Origin of the sequence: Micromonospora sp. SL1-18 (assembly GCF_047921505.1) — a bacterium.
Lineage (GTDB): Bacteria > Actinomycetota > Actinomycetes > Mycobacteriales > Micromonosporaceae > Micromonospora.
Genome location: NZ_JBLROA010000017.1, coordinates 14831 through 33388, shown reverse-complemented (window position 1 = coordinate 33388; position 18558 = coordinate 14831). Strand labels below are relative to the sequence as shown.

At 70.2% G+C, this 18558-nt stretch carries 13 protein-coding genes; 2 read left to right on the top strand and 11 right to left on the bottom strand.

What is annotated here, in order from left to right; all coding sequences use genetic code 11:
• Positions 1-151: 151 nt before the first annotated feature.
• The 5 genes from ACNAW0_RS11020 to ACNAW0_RS11000 all read right to left on the bottom strand — a co-directional run bounded on the left by ACNAW0_RS11020 (position 152) and on the right by ACNAW0_RS11000 (position 5185).
• Positions 152-1321, bottom strand: coding sequence for a CapA family protein (locus tag ACNAW0_RS11020; protein ID WP_416287666.1), 1170 nt, complete (start codon positions 1319-1321; stop codon positions 152-154).
• 175 nt (positions 1322-1496) lie between these two features.
• On the bottom strand, positions 1497-1961 hold the full coding sequence (locus tag ACNAW0_RS11015; RefSeq protein WP_416287665.1) for a poly-gamma-glutamate biosynthesis protein PgsC/CapC: 465 nt from the start codon (positions 1959-1961) through the stop codon (positions 1497-1499).
• Positions 1962-1981: 20 nt separating this feature from the next.
• Positions 1982-3535 (bottom strand): poly-gamma-glutamate synthase PgsB, encoded by a 1554-nt coding sequence (pgsB, locus tag ACNAW0_RS11010; protein ID WP_416287664.1) that lies wholly within the window; start codon positions 3533-3535, stop codon positions 1982-1984.
• Positions 3536-3626: 91 nt separating this feature from the next.
• A complete protein-coding gene (locus tag ACNAW0_RS11005; protein WP_416287662.1) occupies positions 3627-4142 on the bottom strand; it encodes a hypothetical protein in 516 nt (171 codons plus the stop codon).
• Positions 4143-4246: 104 nt separating this feature from the next.
• Positions 4247-5185, bottom strand: coding sequence for a PrsW family intramembrane metalloprotease (locus ACNAW0_RS11000; RefSeq protein WP_416287661.1), 939 nt, complete (start codon positions 5183-5185; stop codon positions 4247-4249).
• 225 nt (positions 5186-5410) lie between these two features.
• Between ACNAW0_RS11000 and ACNAW0_RS10995 the strand changes: the two genes are divergently transcribed.
• Entirely contained in the window at positions 5411-5764 is a 354-nt protein-coding gene (locus ACNAW0_RS10995) for a nitroreductase/quinone reductase family protein (protein ID WP_416287660.1), read from the top strand.
• A 48-nt stretch (positions 5765-5812) separates the two neighbouring features.
• Here the strand turns inward: ACNAW0_RS10995 and ACNAW0_RS10990 are convergent, their stop codons facing one another.
• From ACNAW0_RS10990 to ACNAW0_RS10975, 4 genes are all read right to left on the bottom strand, one after another.
• Positions 5813-8050, bottom strand: coding sequence for an FtsX-like permease family protein (locus ACNAW0_RS10990; RefSeq protein ID WP_416287659.1), 2238 nt, complete (start codon positions 8048-8050; stop codon positions 5813-5815).
• Entirely contained in the window at positions 8047-8718 is a 672-nt protein-coding gene (locus ACNAW0_RS10985) for an ABC transporter ATP-binding protein (RefSeq protein ID WP_416287658.1), read from the bottom strand. The genes ACNAW0_RS10990 and ACNAW0_RS10985 overlap by 4 nt, the downstream gene beginning before the upstream one ends.
• Complete coding sequence (locus tag ACNAW0_RS10980; protein ID WP_416287656.1) at positions 8715-9239, bottom strand: PadR family transcriptional regulator; 525 nt, start codon at positions 9237-9239, stop codon at positions 8715-8717. The genes ACNAW0_RS10985 and ACNAW0_RS10980 overlap by 4 nt, the downstream gene beginning before the upstream one ends.
• 95 nt (positions 9240-9334) lie before the next feature.
• The gene (locus ACNAW0_RS10975) at positions 9335-10975 is read right to left on the bottom strand and encodes a hypothetical protein (RefSeq protein WP_416287654.1); all 1641 of its coding nucleotides are present in this window, start codon (positions 10973-10975) and stop codon (positions 9335-9337) included.
• Between the two features lie 166 nt (positions 10976-11141).
• Here ACNAW0_RS10975 and ACNAW0_RS10970 point away from each other — a divergent pair, with 166 nt between their 5' ends.
• A complete protein-coding gene (locus ACNAW0_RS10970) occupies positions 11142-11756 on the top strand; it encodes a TMEM175 family protein (RefSeq protein WP_416287653.1) in 615 nt (204 codons plus the stop codon).
• On the opposite strand, the gene ACNAW0_RS10965 is transcribed toward ACNAW0_RS10970, so the two are convergent.
• Both ACNAW0_RS10965 and ACNAW0_RS10960 read right to left on the bottom strand, forming a co-directional pair.
• Positions 11753-12214, bottom strand: a complete 462-nt coding sequence (locus ACNAW0_RS10965; RefSeq protein WP_416287651.1) for a PH domain-containing protein — start codon at positions 12212-12214, stop codon at positions 11753-11755. The genes ACNAW0_RS10970 and ACNAW0_RS10965 overlap by 4 nt on opposite strands.
• Before the next feature lie 57 nt (positions 12215-12271).
• Complete coding sequence (locus ACNAW0_RS10960; RefSeq protein ID WP_416287650.1) at positions 12272-18538, bottom strand: RHS repeat-associated core domain-containing protein; 6267 nt, start codon at positions 18536-18538, stop codon at positions 12272-12274.
• Between the last annotated feature and the right edge of the window lie 20 nt (positions 18539-18558).

Genomic DNA, 18558 nt, shown 5'->3' with positions numbered 1-18558 from the left:
ACGGGTTCGCCGCGCCCGCCGGCTCCGGGGCGGCACCACCAGGGCTGTGCCCTCTGGCGGTCGCCCGGCGAGGAGACCCGGCGCGACGGACAGCATCGGCTGTGACCTGGTCACTGAAGGTGGAGCCGTTCGTTGATGGCGAGGGTGCCCTTTATGACACTCCCGTGACGTGTAGCCCGTCCTTGATTGCGCTGCGGGCGTCGAGGTAGCCGGTAATGCTCTTCAGGACGGCGCTGTAGAGGTCGCGTCGTCGGTCGACGCGAGGCATGCTGTCGATGGCATGGGCTAGGTCGATGACGCGGATGGTGGGCTTCAGGGACAGCCAGATGGGGATGGCTTCGGCGCGGGTGATACGCCATCGATGGTCGGGCTGTTCGGTGAAGGTGAACTTGGCCAGGATGCCCTCACGGCTGGTGTCGTCGGGCAAGTCGTGGCGGGCCAGGGTGTTGCCGACGCCGTACGCGATCCATTTGTCGCCGATCTTCTCGACTGGCTGCACGGCGTGGGCGTGGTGCCCGATGATCAGGTCGATGTTCGGGTCGGCGATGAGCTGCTTGGCCCAGACGAGCTGTTCGATGTTTGGGTCGTGGACGTATTCGGTGCCCCAGTGTGCGGACAGGACGATGATCTGCGCGCCGGCTTTGCGGGTCGCAGCGGCGGCGGCGTGGATGGCGGCTACGTCGATGCGGTTGGCCAGCCATTCCTTGCCGGCGGGGGGTTTCAATCCGTTGAAGTGCATGGCATAGGACAGGTGACCGATCTTGACGCCATTGACCTCGTATATGGTTGGTTTGGCGTGCTCGGCGGCATTGTGGAAGGTGCCGGTGTGGCCCAGGCCGGCGGCGTCTAGGGCGTCGAGATTGTGGTGAACGCCGGTCTCGCCTTGGTCAAGGGCGTGGTTGCTGGCGGTGGAGCATGCGTCGTAGCCGGCGTTCTTGACGGCAGCCGCGAGGTCGGTGGGTGCATTGAAGCGCGGGAAGTCCTGGGGGCTGCCGGGACCCATCGGGGCTTCCATGTGGCAGATCGCCAGATCTGCCGAGGAGACCGCGGGACGGATGTTGGCGAACATGGGGTCGAAGTCGTAGCCGGTCCGGCCCGCCGTTTTGGCGTTGGTTTGCGCCTGCTGCCAGGTCGGCGGGTGCACGAGGATGTCGCCGGATCCGAGGATGCTGATCTGCCGGGGTCCAGCGGGCATGCTGGTTTGGGCGGCCGGCTGGGGTTGGCCGGCGAGCCGGTCGCGGATGATGTCGCCGCGCAGCGCCCACACCACGACCGGGGAGAAACTGAGCGCGACGATGAGGATGATGCGGACTGCGCGCATTGTTGAGGGTCCCTCGCTAGAGGCGGATGACACGGCGTAGCCGCTTACCGAAGTAGCCGGAACCGACGACGCTGTCGCTTGGCGTCGGATGGCCCGGTGAGGTGAGATGCCACGACGGTGTCGATCGCCGCTGCCGCTATGGCTGCCGCGATGACGACGCCCCGGCGGGTCGGGATCATAGCGAGATCACGGCCAGGGCTGCGCCAGCGGTGCCCAGGGTCACCACGGCGGTGGCGGCGAGGGTCTGCAGTGCGCGAGGTCGCACCAGTTGGTAGGCCATCAGCCCGGGGATGACGAACGACAGCGTGTCGTCGCGGAACAGAAACGGGTAACGCAGGTGCAGCAGGACAAACGCGGTGACCGACATGAAGGACGAGAGAAGCACCGACACGGCGAACAGCCGCTTGCCGTAGAGGATCATGATCCGTTGCAGCAGCTTCATCACGCCGACGGTGACCGTGGTGACCGCGGTGACGGTGATGAGGCTGCGCGGCTCCGCGAGAGCGGTCAGGACCAGGCAGCCGGGCACCATCAGCCCTGCCGGTGAGATGTTGGTGATGAGGTATCCGACGAGCCCGAACAGCAGACCCGCGGCGATGATCACGGCGCTCAGTTCGGAGGACAGGTCGAACATGGGCATGACAATGGCTTCCCTTTCGGTCAGTCCTGGACGGGTTGTCGTCCAGCGGCGTGCGGGACGGCGACGCGGGCGGTGTTCAGCGCGGCGGTGGCGGCCAGGTCCGCGTGGGACAGCACGACGGCCGCGTCGAGATCGCCGGGAAGCTGCGGGTGAGTCGTGTCCGCCGTGGCAGCGGTATCGATCGCACAGATCCTCTCCGAGGTCCGCGACGGTTCATCGAATGGCGCCGCCGCAGGGGTCGCGACCGTGACCTGGTGCAGCGACTCCAGCAGTTCCTCACCCCGGCCGTGAACGTTGCCGATCAAGAGCAGTGAGGTGACGGTCTCGCCGACTCCGAGCGCCTCGACGATCGCCTCGCGCAGTTCGGGCCCGGTGCGGTGCTCGCCGTCAAGGTCGACGACGCGATCGCGCCACTGTTCGGGAATCATGCGCAGGGCGCTCCGGGTGAGTGACCCGATGAGGAAGACCCGCTGCGGATCGATGTGCGGGATGATGCTGCCCATCTGGCCGTTGCGCTCGACACGGTCCGGCCGACAGTTGATTACTACGGCGACGCGGTCACCAATCAGCCGCCGCCGGCGGAGCAGGTCGATGCTCATCAGCGTCGAGGCGGGGTCGTTCGCGGCGAACAGGTTGACGACGGCGAACCGCCGCCCGAAGTGGGCGCAGGCGTCGACCCGCAGGACCCCCGGATCGGGCGCGGCCCGCCACATACCCTGCAGAGCGGTAGCCCGGTCGACACCACACAGTTGCGCGACCGCCAAGGCGATGGCGACGTTCTCCTTGAAAGTGATCCAGCGGAACCGGCGCATCTCCGCGTCCGTGACACTGTTGGGATCCACGGCAATCAGCGCGCACTGTCGGCGGGTCGCTTCCTCCTGCAGGATGTGCAGCCGTTCACATTCAGCTGTGATCACAGTTCCGCGATACGGCATCGACCGGCACAGCGATCGGGCGACGTCGTCAAGCGTCGGGCCCATCTCGTCCAGATGGTCCTCGCGCACATTCGTGATCACGACAATGTCACCGTTGATCAGCAGTTCCTGGTTGACCTGTTGCAATTCGGGAAGCACCGCCATGCATTCGACGACGAGCGTTTCTGCGCCCGCACGCACGGCCCGTCGAACCACGCCGATCTGCTCGATCACGTTGACGCCGCCCCGGCCCCGCCGGATCGGCACCTCCGACCCGTCGGGATGGATGAACCTCGCCGCAGTGCCGGTCGTCTTCGCCACCACCGTGCGCCCGCGCTCCGCACGCAGCGCGCCCGCGATGAGTCGGGTCACGGACGACTTCCCCCGAATGCCGTTGACAACGATCCGGGTTGGCAACCGCGACAACTGCCGGCGGTGGAGCGCCCGCTCCACCACAAGGTGACCGAGGAGAGCCGCGATGCCGAACCCGAGAAGCCACAGCGCAACGACGACCGGGGTCAAACGCAGGTCGGGCCCTCCACCGTTCAGCGGAGTCGGGAAGGTGATGGCGGCGTAGGCGAAGCCGCCCCGTGCCCTGCGCCTCGCTACCGGGCGCCCGACATCTCCCAGCGCCAGCACAGGCAGACCTTTGACCTGCATGCCCTCTATCATCGGACTTTACGGAACTTAGGGAACAAATCCGACTATCGTCCCCTAATGGTATGAAAGTCCTTCAGCGGGCGCCTATCCGTCAGAGCCACTTGACGATCGCGACGGCGATCACCGCGGCGAGGGCGCCGAGCCCGCCGAGGATTGCGAAGCCTGCCGCGATCTTCACACTGGCGGGCTGAGCCTCCCGCCAGCCCAGCTCCCCGGCCGCACCCCGGATCAGATGATGGCCCTCGCCGGCCGAGAAGGTGTACTGATCGGAGCCGTCCACGGCCCGCCGCGAGGTGACGTACAGGCTCCGACCGACGAACACCGCCTTCCCCAGCCGCACTCCGGTCAGGCCCGCCTCGTACTCGACGGTGCGGACGACATCCGTCATCGTGAAGATCTTCTTCTCCGGGCGCAGCGCGACGCGGTAGGTGTGCACCTGGGTGACCCGACGGCGGATCAGCAGCATCCGCCACTGTGGGACGTTGACGTCCACGGTCAGGTCGAATCCCCGCTCCGTCCGGCACATCCGGTACGGCGTGCCTGCTGCGGCGGTCTCGATGTGGGCGTACAACTCATCGGCAGCACCCGCGCTGTTGGCTCCCGTCATGGGCACGCAGGGTAACAGTGGATCAATGGCGCGCCCAAGGCGCATGGCGGCGGCGCAGAGCACCGCGCGGACGAGGTGCCCTGCCCCCTACCGTCGTCGCCAGCTCAGGTGCGGGGTGGGCGGATCGGCACCCGCCACCCGTACGGCTGCAGGGGTGGATGCTGCGCACGTCGGGTTGACCGCACCTCCGCCCACAGCCAGAGGAGCCCGATGATCGCCACGATCGCGAGCCCTATCCACTCCAGCGCCGTGAACAGCACCAACTGGCCGCTGGTGGGCCGGACGAGGCTGCCGTTGGACACCTGTCCCCCGGTGAACAGCAGGGTCAGGTACAGCGCGATCACCCGCATGCCGTCCCAGAGGGCGTGCAGCAGGGACACGCCGAGGTAGGCCAGGATGAGCCGCACGGTGATGGTGAAGTGTTCCCGGGTGCTGGAGGAGAAGAGCACGCCGCCGAGGATCGCCGTCCACAGGCCGTGGCCGAACGGGCTGAGCACGCTGCGCAGCACTTCGGTCGCCACCAGCTGGGGCACCGACAGCCCGTGGGCGGTGAACAGCGCGGTGAAGGCGTACCCGGCGGTTTCGAAGGCCGCGAAGCCGAACCCGACCGAGGCGCCGAGGACGATCCCGTCGCGTACCGCCTTGTGGTGCAGGTGCCGGGTCAGGAACGCCAGCACCGCGAGCTTCACGGCCTCCTCGATGAGCCCCACGCCGAGGTACAGAAACCACGACGACGGGCGCAGCAGGTAGGCCTCGAGCAGCGAGGCGGCCAGCACGCCGAGCACACCGCCGGCTATGAACGTGTTCAGGATCAGGCCTGGGGTGAGTTCGCCGGTTTCCCGGCGCTCGAAGGCCCAGGCCACGAACGTCACGGGGACCAGGAAGCTGCCCAGCAGCACCAGCATCGGCACGAGGAAGGGGTTGCCGGTCACGAAGATGACCAGGACGGTGGCCAGCCACAGCACCAGGCCGACCCAGAAGATCCGCAGCCACGCCCGCCGGCGTATCACCGGAGGGGGCGGCTGGGGGTACGCCTCTGCCACCACCGCCTCCTCGGAACTCGCCTCGCGGGCCTCCGGCACCGCTGACGTACGTGCCGGGTCTGAAGGCCGCGTTCCCAGCCTAAGGGTGTGTGGCGTACAAAAGCAGCGTTACCGGGATGCTCGCGGCGCCTGTTGCCGCCGGTCTCGCCGGAACCGGCGACCAACGGGCCGGTAGGTCCATAGCCTGGCAGGTGGGAGCACGTCGGGAAGCTGACGGGAGGCACCGTGGCCAACGCGATCAGGGACGCTCTCGAGGGCGTCAACGAGGTCGAGATCACCGTGACCGGGCGGAAGACCGGCCGGCAGATCTCGCACCCGGTGTGGTTCGTGCAGGAGGAAGACAGCGTGTTCCTGGTCCCGGTGACGGGCTCGAACAGCCAGTGGTACAAGAACGTGCGGCGGACGCCGATGATCCAGCTGGCGGCCAATGGTACGGCGCTGAGCTCGAGCGCCACCCCGATCACCGACTCGGACCGGGTCCGGCACGTCGTGCAGCTGTTCCGCGACAAGTACGGCGGGAACCAGGTGGAGGCGTACTACCCGAAGCGTGACGTCGCCGTGCAGGTCCCCCTCGGGTAACCCGGACCGGAAGGGCCCGGCGGTGTCGCCGGGCCCACCCCAGGACACTCACTCGTTGCGGGCGGTCTCCGGGCCGGTGATCCGGCGCAGCAGCGGCAGCGTCGACGCGATGATGCCCAGCGACACGGCCAGCCCGCCGGCGACCATGAGGTAGAACGACATGCCCGGCGCCAGCAGCGTGTAGCCGAGCTGCGCCCGCAGGAACAGGTGCGCGGCCAGGAAACCCATCCCGATCGCCACTGCGGCGACGAGCAGTAGCGGTACGACGGTCTCCAGCGCGACCACCCGGCGCAGCGTACGCAGCTGCATCCCGGTCAGTCGCAGCATGCTGAACGGCCGTTTCCGGTCGCTGAGCCCGCCGGCCACGCTGACCGCCAGGCTGCAGCCCGCGATCGGCAGGCTGGCCAGCATGATCACGTTGGCCAGCTGCTGGAACTGGTTCATCTGCCGCCGGGAGTTCGACTCCCACTCGCCGATGCTCACCGGGAAGCGCCCCAGCGGAAACGCGTTGATCAGCATCGTCCGGGCCTGCTCGAACGCGGAACGGCTGGTCGTGTCGACGACCACCGACAGAATCGGCTGCCGGTCCACGTCCGCGGGGGCGATGTCGGCGGCGGCCCAGACGTAGGTGTCGTCGTTGGTCAGGTCGAATGCGCGCATGCCGATCAGGTCGCCGGGCACGGCCGCGACCTGCGCGCCCGCGGGGCAGCTGCCGAACACCGCCAGGCGGTCCAGCTCGGCACACGTGATGACGCCCGGCCACCACGCTTGATAGGCGGCGGGATCGGCATCCGTCGGCATCGGCTCTGGATTGGCGCGGACCACGGTCACGCTGCGTACCCCGGGGATCGTGCTGAGCCCCGCCGGGATCTGGTCCGCGGTCGGCGCGGATCCTTCCTCGGGCCCGAACCTCTTCGGCAGTGAGGTGGCAGCCACCGAGTCGGTGCGCGGTGCGCCCCGGTTGGCGACGAACGTGGTGATCGTGCCGGTGGCCACGCTGGTCACGAACAGCGCCACGATCAGTCCGCTGACGGACCGGAAGCCGGCCTGCGGGTTGTCCGCGAGGCGGCGCCCGGCGATGAGCGTGGCGGGTCGACTGGCCCGCCCGGCCAGCACCCGGGCACCGACCATGGTCAGCCAGGGCCCGGCCAACACGAGCCCGATCATGATCAGCACAAACCCGGAGAGGTACGCGGTGAGCTGGCCGTTGGTCGTCGCTGGACGCCGGCCGATGAAGTACGCCATCTCGGCGAGCCCGGCGACCAGCGGGATCAGCCGCCAGGCGCGTGGCGGTTTCGGGGTGACCCGTCGGCTCACGCCCAGCGGCGAGATCTGCACCCGGCGCAACGCGAGCCAGGCGGCCACGACGGCGCCGAGCGGTACGCCGAGCGCGACCGCCAGGATGTTGACAATCGTGAGTGACAGGTCGCCGGGGAAGAACGGTTCGCCGGTGAACGGGATCGCGGCGAGTCCCGGCCGGGCGGCGAAGAACAGGCCGAACCCGACGGCGGTGCCCACCGCGGCGGCGAGGGTCGACTCCACGGCCGAGATGAGGGAGATCTGCCGTGGCGTGGCGCCGACCAGCCGCATAGCGGCGAAGCGCTGCTCCCGACGGGTGGCGGCCAACCGGGTCGCGGTGCCGATGAAGATGAGCACCGGGAAGAGCAGCGCGGCGGCGACGATGGAGAGCACGAGCGTCATGCCGGCCTGGTTGATCCCGATCTGGCAGCCGCTGCTGCAGTGGCTCGGCGAGAGGGTCGTGATCTGGGGGACCTTCCGGGCCCCGAGCGGCTCCAGCTCTGCCGGGGTGCGGCCGATGACGATCAGCAGCGAGTCGGGCGAGGGCAGCGCCGCCGTGCCGATCGTGCCGATCTCGTGGCCGGGGAAGCGGTCGCCGAGTTCCGCGGCTGGGGTGGTCCGCAGCAGCTCGCCGAGGGCTGGCGAGACGTAGTACTCGCCCGGCCCGGGCAGGTGCGCAATGCCCGGCGGGACGGGCGCGTCCGGGCCCGCCACCGCGACGTCCAGCCGGCCGATGGACCGGCCGTGGTAGTAGTCCTCCCGCAGCAGCCACCACAGCTGGCTGGCCGACGCGTCGGAGGAGGCCGCCGGGACGGTGGAGGTGTTGAGCCAGCCGTACCGCTGGTTCTGCGCGCCGACCGCGTTCATGCCGGCGAGCGCGGTCAGGAGCATGCCGACGCCGAGCGCCACCGCGGCGGCGATGATGACGAGCCGGATGGCGGCCTCCCGCCCACCGGCCAGCGACAGCCGCAGGCCGAACCGGATCATGAGAGCACCAACGCGTTCACCTTGCCGTCGCGCACGATGACCTGCCGGTCGGCGTACGCGGCGACGCGGGCCTCGTGGGTGACCAGCACGACGGTGGTGCCCTCCTCGCGGGCCGAGGCGACCAGCAGGTCCATGACCTGCTCGCCGGTCAGCGAGTCGAGCGCCCCGGTCGGCTCGTCGGCGAACAGCGCCCCGGGCCGGGCGACCAGCCCGCGGGCCAGCGCGACGCGTTGCGCCTGGCCGCCGGAGAGCTCGCCGGAGCGGCGGTGCTCCAGCCCGGCCAGGCCGAGCCGCTCGAACCAGGGCCGCGCCTGCTTCAGTGCGGCGGCCCGCTTGACGCCGCCGAGCAGCAGCGGCAGCGCGACGTTCTCCTCCGCGGTCAACTCCGGCACGAGCTGCCCGAACTGGAACACGAAACCGAACTGGTCCCGGCGCAGCATGCTGCGCTCGTGCTCGCTCAGGGTGTCGATCCGGCGGCCGTCGAAGTGGATCTCGCCCGCGTCGGGGACCAGGATCCCGGCCAGGCAGTGCAGCAGGGTGGACTTCCCGGAGCCGCTCGGGCCCATGATGGCGACGATCTCGCCCGGGGCCACCGAGACGTTGGCCCCCCGCAGCGCCGGCGTCTCACCGAAGGAGAGCACGACATCGCGCGCCTCGACCGCCTTCATTTCCGCACCACCTTGCGCAGCGCGTCCAGCCGGGCGATCGTGGTGTCGATCCAGTGCAGGTCGGCGTCCAGGTGGAACAGGCCGTGGTCGGCCAGCATGGTGTCGACCAGGTCGCCGTTGCGCCGCAGCTCGGTGAGTTCCTTCATCCGCAGCAGGTGCGCCGCGCGCTGCCGGTCGAGGTATTCCTCGGCGGGGCGGTCGAGCATGAGGGCCAGCACGACCTTGGTGAACAGCACGCTCTGCAGGTTGGGCTCGGCCTCGACCGGCTCGGTCAGCCACGACTCGAACTCGGTCGCGCCCCGTTCGGTGATGACGTAGCGCTTGCGCTCGGGGCCGACGCCCGGCTCGACCTCGCCGACCACGATCTTGCCGTCCCGGGTGAGCCGGCCGAGGGTGGCGTAGACCTGGCCGAACGGCAGCGGCTTGCTCCGGCTGAAGAAGGAGTCGTAGTCGCGCTTCAGGTCGTAGCCGTGGCTGGGCTCGCGTTCGAGCAGGCCGAGGAGGGTCATGGGTACGCTCATGCCGAGCACCATACCCCGAGGGTATACCTCGGGTATATACCCCCGGCGTATATCGAGGCGAGCCTCCGCTCGTGGCGGAGGTTGCCTGGCTGCGTCTACCGCTGAACGACGACGCCGTCGATGATGACCGTGCGGTTGTTGTTCGACTTGATGACCATCGTGCCGGACATCTGGCCTGGCCTGGTGGGGAGCCAGAGCACCGCCCGCCCCGTGGTGGATCGCTTGAGGTTGATCTTTCCGATGGTCACGCCGGCGACGGAGACCGTGACCTCACCACAGGTGGGGCAGGTGCGGGCGACGATCCCGAACCGGCGTCCGGTCACCGCGTGCGAGGCTTTGCCCTTGGGCGCCAACTTGGTGTACGTGCCGCGGTAGTAGGAGCCGCTGGTGCCGCGCACGCTGCCCTTGGACACGGCGAGCCACCGGTCGTCGTAGGGGGTCATGGTGCAGGTCTCGGCCGACCAGGCGGAGGTCCGGTTGGCATAGTCACGGGCCCGGGCCGAGAAGCAGTACCGGTAGCCGGCCGTGGCTGCGAGGGTGGTCCGCTTGGCTGACGTCCGCTGAAGAGCCGCCGGGTAGACGTACGCACTCACGCCGCTGCTGGCGGAGCTGGTGCGGTAGCGCACGTCGTAGTTGGCCACGGCCACGTTGTCGACCCCGGTCCAGGACACCGCGACCGAGTTCGTCAGCTGCACGGCGGCGGGCACCGCCACCGACGCCGACGTGGGTGCGGTGAAGTCGACCACGAAACGGACGTCGGGCGGCACAATCGTCCGGCCCCGGGCCGTCGCGCTCACCCGGAGCGTGTGCAACCCCTCGGGCACCTGCATGCTGCTGATGTCAGGATTACCCCACCACAGCGTCCTGGTTGCACTGATCTTCATCGGGCTGCTGAACCCCACCGGTATCTGGTTGTCGATGGTCGCAGACACGGCATCGACCGGACCGGGATTGTCCACGGTGACGCCGATCCCCATCCGGAAGGGGGAGTCGAACACCTGCCCGGCGGTCGGGTCGGTCACCTGAACCGAGGAAGTCAGGCCGACCACGATGTCCACCGTCGCGAGCACCGGAGGGCAGTTGGGGGTGATCAGACAGTCCGGGCCGACGCCGATCCGGTGCGCGCCGTTGGACAGGTACCGCGTGGGAATGCCAAAGCTGAACCTGCCGTCCTCACCCAGCCAGGCGACGGGCCCGCCCGACCTGATCTGGTCGCCGTCGAGGTGAGCCGTGAGGTAGGTGCCGGGCTCCAGTGATCGGCCGACGTCCGGGACGTGACCGGTGAACCGGATCCCCTCCTCACCGGAGGTGCTGATGGTGGCGCCGCTGGCCGGGGTGTCGATGACGATGTCGTCGGCCACCTCGTCGACGTAGACCATCCGTGCGGCCCAGGCGGTGCCGCCGAAGCTGCTCGGCACGTCGGCGGAGAACTGGTAGACGCCGTCGGGCACGCCTGCGGTGTCGACGCTGACCGACCAGCGCCCGTCCGGGCCGGGGGTCGCGATCCACTCCTGGCCAGGGCTGCCGGTGAAGGACACCGACACCGTGTCACCAGGATCCATGCGCTCGAGCCGCCCGGCCACCAGCACCGGGCCGGGGGTGATGCGGGCGCCCATGACCGGTGAGTCGAGCGAGATGACCTCGGCGGCGGCCGCCGGCTGGGAAGCCGCGGTCAGCAGGCCCGACACCATCGCCATCGCGGCGATCGCACCCATCACTCGCCGGCCTGCACGCATCGCCCGCTCCCCCATGGCCGAGGGCGGGCAGGACGCCCACCACACAGTCCGAACCACCATGCCCGACAACGGCCGTAAATTCCTCCACCGAACGGACATGCGGTGCTCGTCCCCAATCAAATCGCAACGCACGGCCGCCCGGCCGAAGAAGAAGTATCGTGGCCCAGTGCCGACCAACCGGCTGGAGGCGTTCAGCGATGGCGTCCTCGCCATCATCATCACGATCATGGTGCTGGAGCTGAAGGTCCCGGCAGGTCACGACCTCTCCGACCTGGTCCACACGACCGGCGTCGGGCTGCTGACCTACCTGCTCACCTTCATCTATGTCGGCATCTACTGGAACAACCACCACCACATGTTCCACCTGGTACGGCAGGTCAGCGGCGGACTGCTGTGGGCGAACCTGGCGCTGCTGTTCTGCCTGTCCCTGTTCCCGTTGACGACGGCCTGGGTCGACGACTCACGGTTCGAACCGATCCCGGTCGTCGTCTACGGCCTGAACCTGCTCAGCGCGGCCATCGCGTACTGGGTGCTGCAGACGGTGATCATCCGGCAGCAGGGACCGAAGTCGCTGCTGCGAGAGGCCGTCGGCGCCGACATCAAGGGCAAGGTCTCCCCGGCCCTCTACCTCACCGGGATCCTCAGCGCCCTGCTGATCGACCGGAGCGGGCCCATCGGAGTCGGGCTCGCCGAGGCATGTTACGTCGCCGTGGCGATCATGTGGGTCGTACCCGACCGCCGCATCGACCGGGTGGTCCGCGAGCACAAGCCCGCCGGCTAGCGGGCGGCCAGGGCCTGCCGGATGGCGCCCGCCGCCCGCTCGGCCACCGTCTGCCCCGGCGTACGGGAACGGAATGACCGGATCATCTCCAGTTCGAACTCGATCGGGCCGCCCTCGGCGAGCGGCCGGCGCAGCCGCAGCACCGGCGCCCAGGTGGGCCGCAGCAACCGCTCCCCAGCCCGCTGGTAGCTGACGTCGGCGACCGCGTCCCAGGGGATGCGCCGCGTCCGCCAGAGGTCGTGCACCGCGATCCCCTCGGGGCCGACGACCACGCGCTGCCCGAGCACCCGGACGGTCAGCACCGCGGCGCCGACCGCGAGCAGGGCGTACACCGCCTTGGCCACGGGGGCTTCCTCGACGACGACGATGCCGGCCAGCACGCCCGTGAACATCACGGTGATCGCGGCGAGGAGCAGGTTCCACAGCCACGGTCGAAACGTACGACGGCTGCCTTTCACGCCACCTCCAGGGGCCGGCTGGCGCGCGCGAGAGGTCGCGCGCGCCAGCCGTCAACGCTACCGCTCGGCGAGGTGCCCGGCCGTCACCGCAGCACCGTACGACGGCACGCCCGTGCCGGCCTTCATCAGCGCAAAGCGGACCCACTGGCCGGTGTCCTTCTTGAGGAACTTGGGTCCGAACGCCGCTGCCCAGTTCTCGGTGACCCGCACCCCGTTCGCGTTCTTCGCCGGCCGCAGCCAGCTCAACTTGCCGTACTGCGCGGCTGCCAGCGGCGTCTTCACCAGCCCCAACGTGCCCAGGCTGATGACCGCGTCGGCGAGGTTCGCCTGTGCGGTCTTGCGCCAGCCGCCGCCTTCCCGGGCCCGTTGCTCCATCCGTACGGCCAGGGCGAACGCGCCCAGCGCCAGGCAGCCGAGGGCACCGGTCAGGGCGCAGCCCGCGGTCGCGGCCACCGAAGCGAGCAGGCTGCGGTGCTGCCCGGCCCACTGCGCCGCCTTGGCCGCTCCCGAGGCTGTCGCATGCCAGGCGCGGCTGGCCGCGTGTGCCGTACGCCGGGCGCCCTGCCGCACCACGTGCGCCGCCCGGTGCACCACCCGTCTCACGGCGTGGTAGGCGCGTGCGGCATGTGCTCGGACCTTGCGCGCCACATGGTGGTAGGCCTTCCGGACGGCATGGTAGGCGGCCCGCACATATCGTTTCGCGTGGTAGACGACCCGTTGGACGGCCCGGTGCACCGCCCGCCGGACGACGTGGAAGACCCGGCGTACGGTGTGCACGACGTGGTGCACGATCCGTCGGGCGTGGTGGACGACGGTGCGGGCCACGTGGGTGACCCGGCGTACCACGCGCTTTGCCGCGTTGAACGCCTTCTTGCACCAGCCGCAGGAGAACCACAGGCCGTCCGGGTCGCTGAACGTCGGCGGGGCGTTGTTGCCGTAGGCGTATCCGTGCAGTTGTTGCGGGTCCTCGGGGTCGATGACCGGGTCGACGGAGAGGAACCGGCCTAGCGCCGGGTCGTACTCGCGGGCCCCGAGGTGGGTCAGTCCGGTGGCGTCCATCGTGCCGTCGACGAAGCCGCGGTCGCCCTTCCAGGCGACCGGCTTCGGGCCGCGTTCCTCACCGAACGGGGTCTGCCGTCGGCGGCTGACCGCCATCGTGCCCGAGTCGACCTGGAGCACCGCTGTGTTGTGGTGGTCGGCGACGAGCCAGGTCAGCTTGTTGTCGTAGGTGCGTACGGCGATGGTGGAGCCGCCGAACTCGTAGTAGCGGGTGGCCTTGACGACGCCCACCAGCTTCTGCAGTTGCAGCTCCATCCCACCGAGGTAGAGCGTGACGGTGGTGTTGTCCCGCCGGATCAGCCGGTCGCCGTCCGCGTCGTAGACGAACGACGTGGCGTTGGCCCCTTCGGTGATCTTGGAGACGTGGCCCTCGGTGTCCCACTCCATGGTCTGGTTACGTCCGGCGACGACCCGGCTGGTGGTGTTGCCGGCCGCGTCGTACCCGAACTGGTCGGTGCTGGATCCGGCCGGCCCCTGCGTGGCGACGGTCCGCACGGTGTGCGGCTGCGCCTGCCCGGCCGCCGGGTGGCCGTAGGTGCGGGTGGTGTCCCCGCCGGCCGCGTGCCGCACCTCCGACAGCCGGTTGCCGGTCACGTCGTAGGTGTAGCTGTGCCAGTAGGGCGCCGGCCCGCCGAGCGCGCCGACGGCCGGCGCGCTCGCGCAGTCCCCGTTCGGCGTCCACGCCTCCGACAGCCGCCGCAGGTAGTCGTAGCGGAAGCACTGGGTGTCGGCCGGCGCGGCGCCGGCCGACGGTGCGTCGGCCATCTTGAGCAGGTTGCCGGCCTGGTCGTAGTCGTACGTCACGTCGGCCTGCCGGGCGGTGGCCTGGCCCTCCACGTCGACAGTGGTGCGGCCGAGCCAGTTGGTGCCGTCCTGCCAGGTGTTGTCGCGGACCACCCGTTTGCCGGTCACCCCGTAGCTGACCTGCTGCAACATGCCCAGCTTGGCGTAGGTGGTCGCGCCGACGTAGGTGCTCAGGCCGGTCAGCGAGGTGGGCATCCCCAGCTCGTTGTACGTGTAGCTGAGCGTCTCGGCGGCCAGCCCGCCGCCGCCGGGCACCGACACAGTGGCGACGGTGCCGTCGACGTTGTACGTCCCGCCGAACGAGTACGTGCCGGCCAGCAGACCCTCGGACGCCGGGACGGTCACCTGGGTGCCGGTCGGCCGGTCCATGGTGTCGTAGCCGGTCACCGTGCTGGTGTACGCGTCCGTGCCGACATAGCGGGTGGACGCGGTCGGCAGCCCCTTGACCAGCGTGTCGTACGTCCACTCGGCGAGCTTGGGGCCCGCGGTCGACCCGTCGTACATGCCGGTGCGCCGGTCCAGCGCGTCGTAGGTGTAGGCCACCGTCCGGTTGCGCGCGTCGGTGACCGACGCCAGCCGGTCCGAGTCGTCGTAGACCATCGTGCTGGTGCCCCGGTCCGGGTCCTCGACCTTCACCAGCCGCCCCCGCAGGTCGTACGTGTTGCGCCACTGGTTGCCCGCCGCGTCGGTGACGGTGCCCAGCAGACCGTCGCGGGTATAGGTGTACTTCGTCGCGTCGTACGCGCCGGTCGGCGACGAGCCCTTGTACTGCCGCAGCTCGGTCTTCCGTCCCCGCGCGTCGAGGTAGGTGGTGGTGGGGGTCGCGCCGTCCGGCGGGTCCATGCTGACCCAGTTGCCGCCGTACGTCGTGGTGTTACGCCACTTCTCCTGGCCGTACACCAGGAAGATCTCGGCGGTCTCCCGGCCGGCCCCGTCGTAGACCGTCTTCGTCTGGCCGGGCACCACGTTGTCCGCGACCAGCAGCAGGTCGGTGCCCGGCGGGGACGAGTTGTAGTAGTCGTCGTTGGTCTTCGTCACCAGACCGCTGGTGTTGTAGAAGGTGTCGGTGACGATCCGCCCGCCGCCCGGCGCCGGCACCTGCGTCTGCCGGGGGCGCAGCAGCGAGTCGAACAGGTCGTAGCCCACCTGGTAGCTGCCGTCGTTGCGCAGCGTCTTCGTCGTCACCGCGATCGGGCCGTTGGTACGCAGCAGGTAGGTGTACTCGACGTTCGGGCTCTGCCCGCCGGACTTCGACCGGTCCGGGTACCACACCTTCGACAGCCGCCCGAGCGGGTCGTACGACACGTCGGTGCGCCGCCCGTTCGCGTCCACCTCGGACACCGCCAGACCCCAGGCGGGTTCCAGCATGGTGGACGTGGTGTGGCCCAGCTCGTTGGTGATCGCCGTGCCGGTCACCGGGCCGCCGGTCGCCGGGGTGTAGCTGGCCACGCTGCGTCCGCCGGCCGCGTCCCAGCTCTCCACCACCCGGCCGTGCACGTCGTGGTTGGCGCGGCTGGTGGTCACGTACACCGGGCCGCCGGACCAGCCGGACAACTCCTCCACCCGGGTCTCGTTGCCCCGGGTCGCGGCCGTGGTGTACGTGGCGGCGCCGTCGTAGTAGTGCCGCTCGTCGGAGATCACGTCGGCGGGGCGGTTCGGGGTGACCGAACACGCCACCCCCACCGTCTCCTCCCGGGCCACCGGGTCGATCAGCCAGGCGGCGGTGTTACGGGCGTACTCGTAGCGGGTGCACTGGTCGTCGGCGCTGGTGCTGGTGTCGCCCAGGTCGTCGACCTGGGTCGCCTCGCCGTAGCTGTCGAAGGTGGTCCGGACCTCGGTGCGCAGCCACCCGGCGCCGACCGCGACCCGGGTGCGGGTGGCCGACGTCTCCAGCTTGTACGCCTGCCGGCTGCCCTGCGTGGCGGTCGGCCCGTACAGCCACGGGTCGCTGACCTCGGCGGAGACGATCGCCCCGCCCGGACCGTCGTACTCGATCTCCTCCCGCTCGAAGTCCTGCAGCCGCCAGTTGTCCCGCACGCTGGCGCCCTCGGAGTCGGTGACCGACACGCTGCGGCTCGCCCCGCCCGGCAGGGTGTCGCCGTCCATGCCCCGGAAGTACCGGTACTCGGTCATCGACCGCTGCTCGTTGCTCTGCCCCTCATAGACCCGCACCCGGCCGTAGCCGCGCCACTGCGACCAGGTACGCCGGGTCGCCGGGGCCAGCTGGTTCTCGTCGTAGTGCCAGGCACCGCCGTCGAGATACTCGTAGCTGGTCACGTCGAACGGCCCACCGCCGGTGTTGTCGACCGCGACGACCTGGGTGACCACGTACCGGTGGAACCAGTCCAGGAGCGGGTTGATCGCGCCCTCCGGCACCCAGTACATGGGGAAGCAGCGCCGGGTGTTGCTCTCCGGAGCCGGCAGCGCCGCGCGGGTGCAGTCCGGTTCCGAGTACGTGATGTTGAGGGTGCCGCCCGTCTCGGTCTGGATGGCCGACACCCGCCACTTCACCATCGGGGCGATGCCTTCCAGCGCGTCCACCCGGTTCACCCGCTGCTGCCCGTCGAACTTGACGTCCGGGGTGGACGCGGAGCCGCCGACCTTGCCGGTGTGCGAGATCCGCTCCAACCACAGCGACGCGCTGGTGCCGTCGCCGGGGGCGGGGAAGGTGTGGGTGAACGTCCACTGGTCGACGTCCCGGTAGGCGCTGCCACCCCACACCTGGGTGCTCACCGAGGTGAGCCGCTTGCGGCTGAAGAACGACGGGGAGTACTGGTTGGTGCAGGGCGACGCGGCGCAGATCCGGTCGTACGGCACGTCCGGCCACGACGAGGCGGTGGCGCTGGACAGCTTGCTCGCCGCGCAGTCGAAGCTGGGGGTGGGGATGCAGCGCTCGGCGACGTCGAAGAGCAGCCGAGCCGGCGCGGTGGTGGTGTACTCGGCGCCGTTGCGCAGCCCGTACTCGGCCCGCAGCGGATAGCCGGCGCGGACGTACGAGGTGGCCGCGCCGGCGGTCAGGTTACGGCCGTAGTAGTTCGTCTCGGTCTCGTAGTAGAAGGCCATCGAGTTGCCGTCGGCGTCGACAACGTGGTCGAGATTCCACCGCCACGCCTGCTGACACCAGGAGGTGTCGAAGGTGCTGCCGTGGCAGGGCTCGCCCGCGTCGTCGCCGAAGACCGGCACCGTCCACGCCGACTTCGTCTCCGGCTTGCCGGCGACCCAGCCGGGCAGCCGGTTACGGCCGAAGAAATACTGCGTGCCGTCGGTCGTGGTGAGCTTCCAGTACTCCCCGTCGTTGTCGCCGTTGACCGCCCCGGTGAGCCGCTCGACCCGGGTGCCGTCGTCCGAGCGCGGCTTCCACACCCCGGTGGCGTCGTCGCGGACCAGCTGACCCGAGTGCCCCTCCAGGACCAGCACCATCTCGTCACCGGCCCAGCACAGGTCGCCGGGCTTGGTGCCCACCCCGTCGTCGGCGCAGCTCCGATACTGCCGCTCCAGGTAACCGACCGGCAGGTCGAAGCCCTCACCGACCAGCGAGGGCTGGTTGTTGGTGGAGGCGGTACGCCCGTCCACGCCGCCCGAGCTGTACGCCAGCTCCAGGTCCGGCTCCGGGCCCTCCACCCCCGGCGGGTTCTCCAGCGGGTACGACCAGGAGAAGTCGCCGGTCTGCGGGGACACCTGCCAGCTCGCCGCCGGGGACAGCGAGGTGGCCTTGTAGTCGCCCGTGCCGCCCGAGGCGGCGGCGGTCACCGCGTACACGCCGCCCTCCCGGCCCGCCGACGCGCCGCTTTCCGGGGTGCCGACCGGCACCTGCGCGCGGACGTGCCCGGCCACCGGGTCGTTGCGGCTGGCCAGCGGCTGCTGTTCCCGGCAGGCTTCGACCGCCGGCGTGGTCAGGGCGCAGGCCGGCATGCGCACGAGCCGCAGCCGGGCACCCCAGTCGCCGCCGTACGCGTACCGGAATCCGGAGTAGTCGACGTCGAGCGCAACGTCCCCGCCGCCGGTGTCGGTCGCGGCGACCCGCAGCAGCAGGCCGTCGACCCGGGCGGCCAGCGCGGCGGAGCGGTCGGCCACGGCCACCCGTACCCGATCCGGGGCCCTGCCGCCGCCCTCGGGTGGGGCGATCGACAGCGGGGTGCCGGGCACGGCGGCCGGCGCCACCGCAGCGCTCAGCCGCCGCTGCAGCGCGTCGGCGACCGGGACGTCGACCTCGACGGTCGCCGCCTTCGGCCACGCCACAGCCGGCGCGGCGCGCAGCGCGGCCCGCTCGGCCGGGTCGGGGGCCCGGTCACGGACCGGGACCCGGGTGCCCGGCACCGACTTCTGGGCCTGCGGCGCGGGCGGCCGGAAGGTGGCGGCCGCGGCGGCCACCTCGGGGGCGACCAGGATCCCGGCCGCCACGACAGCCGCCAGGGGCAGGCCCAGCGCGCCGCGGCGACCGGATCGGGGCATGCGATACATCGGTCCCTCCTTCCCTCGTG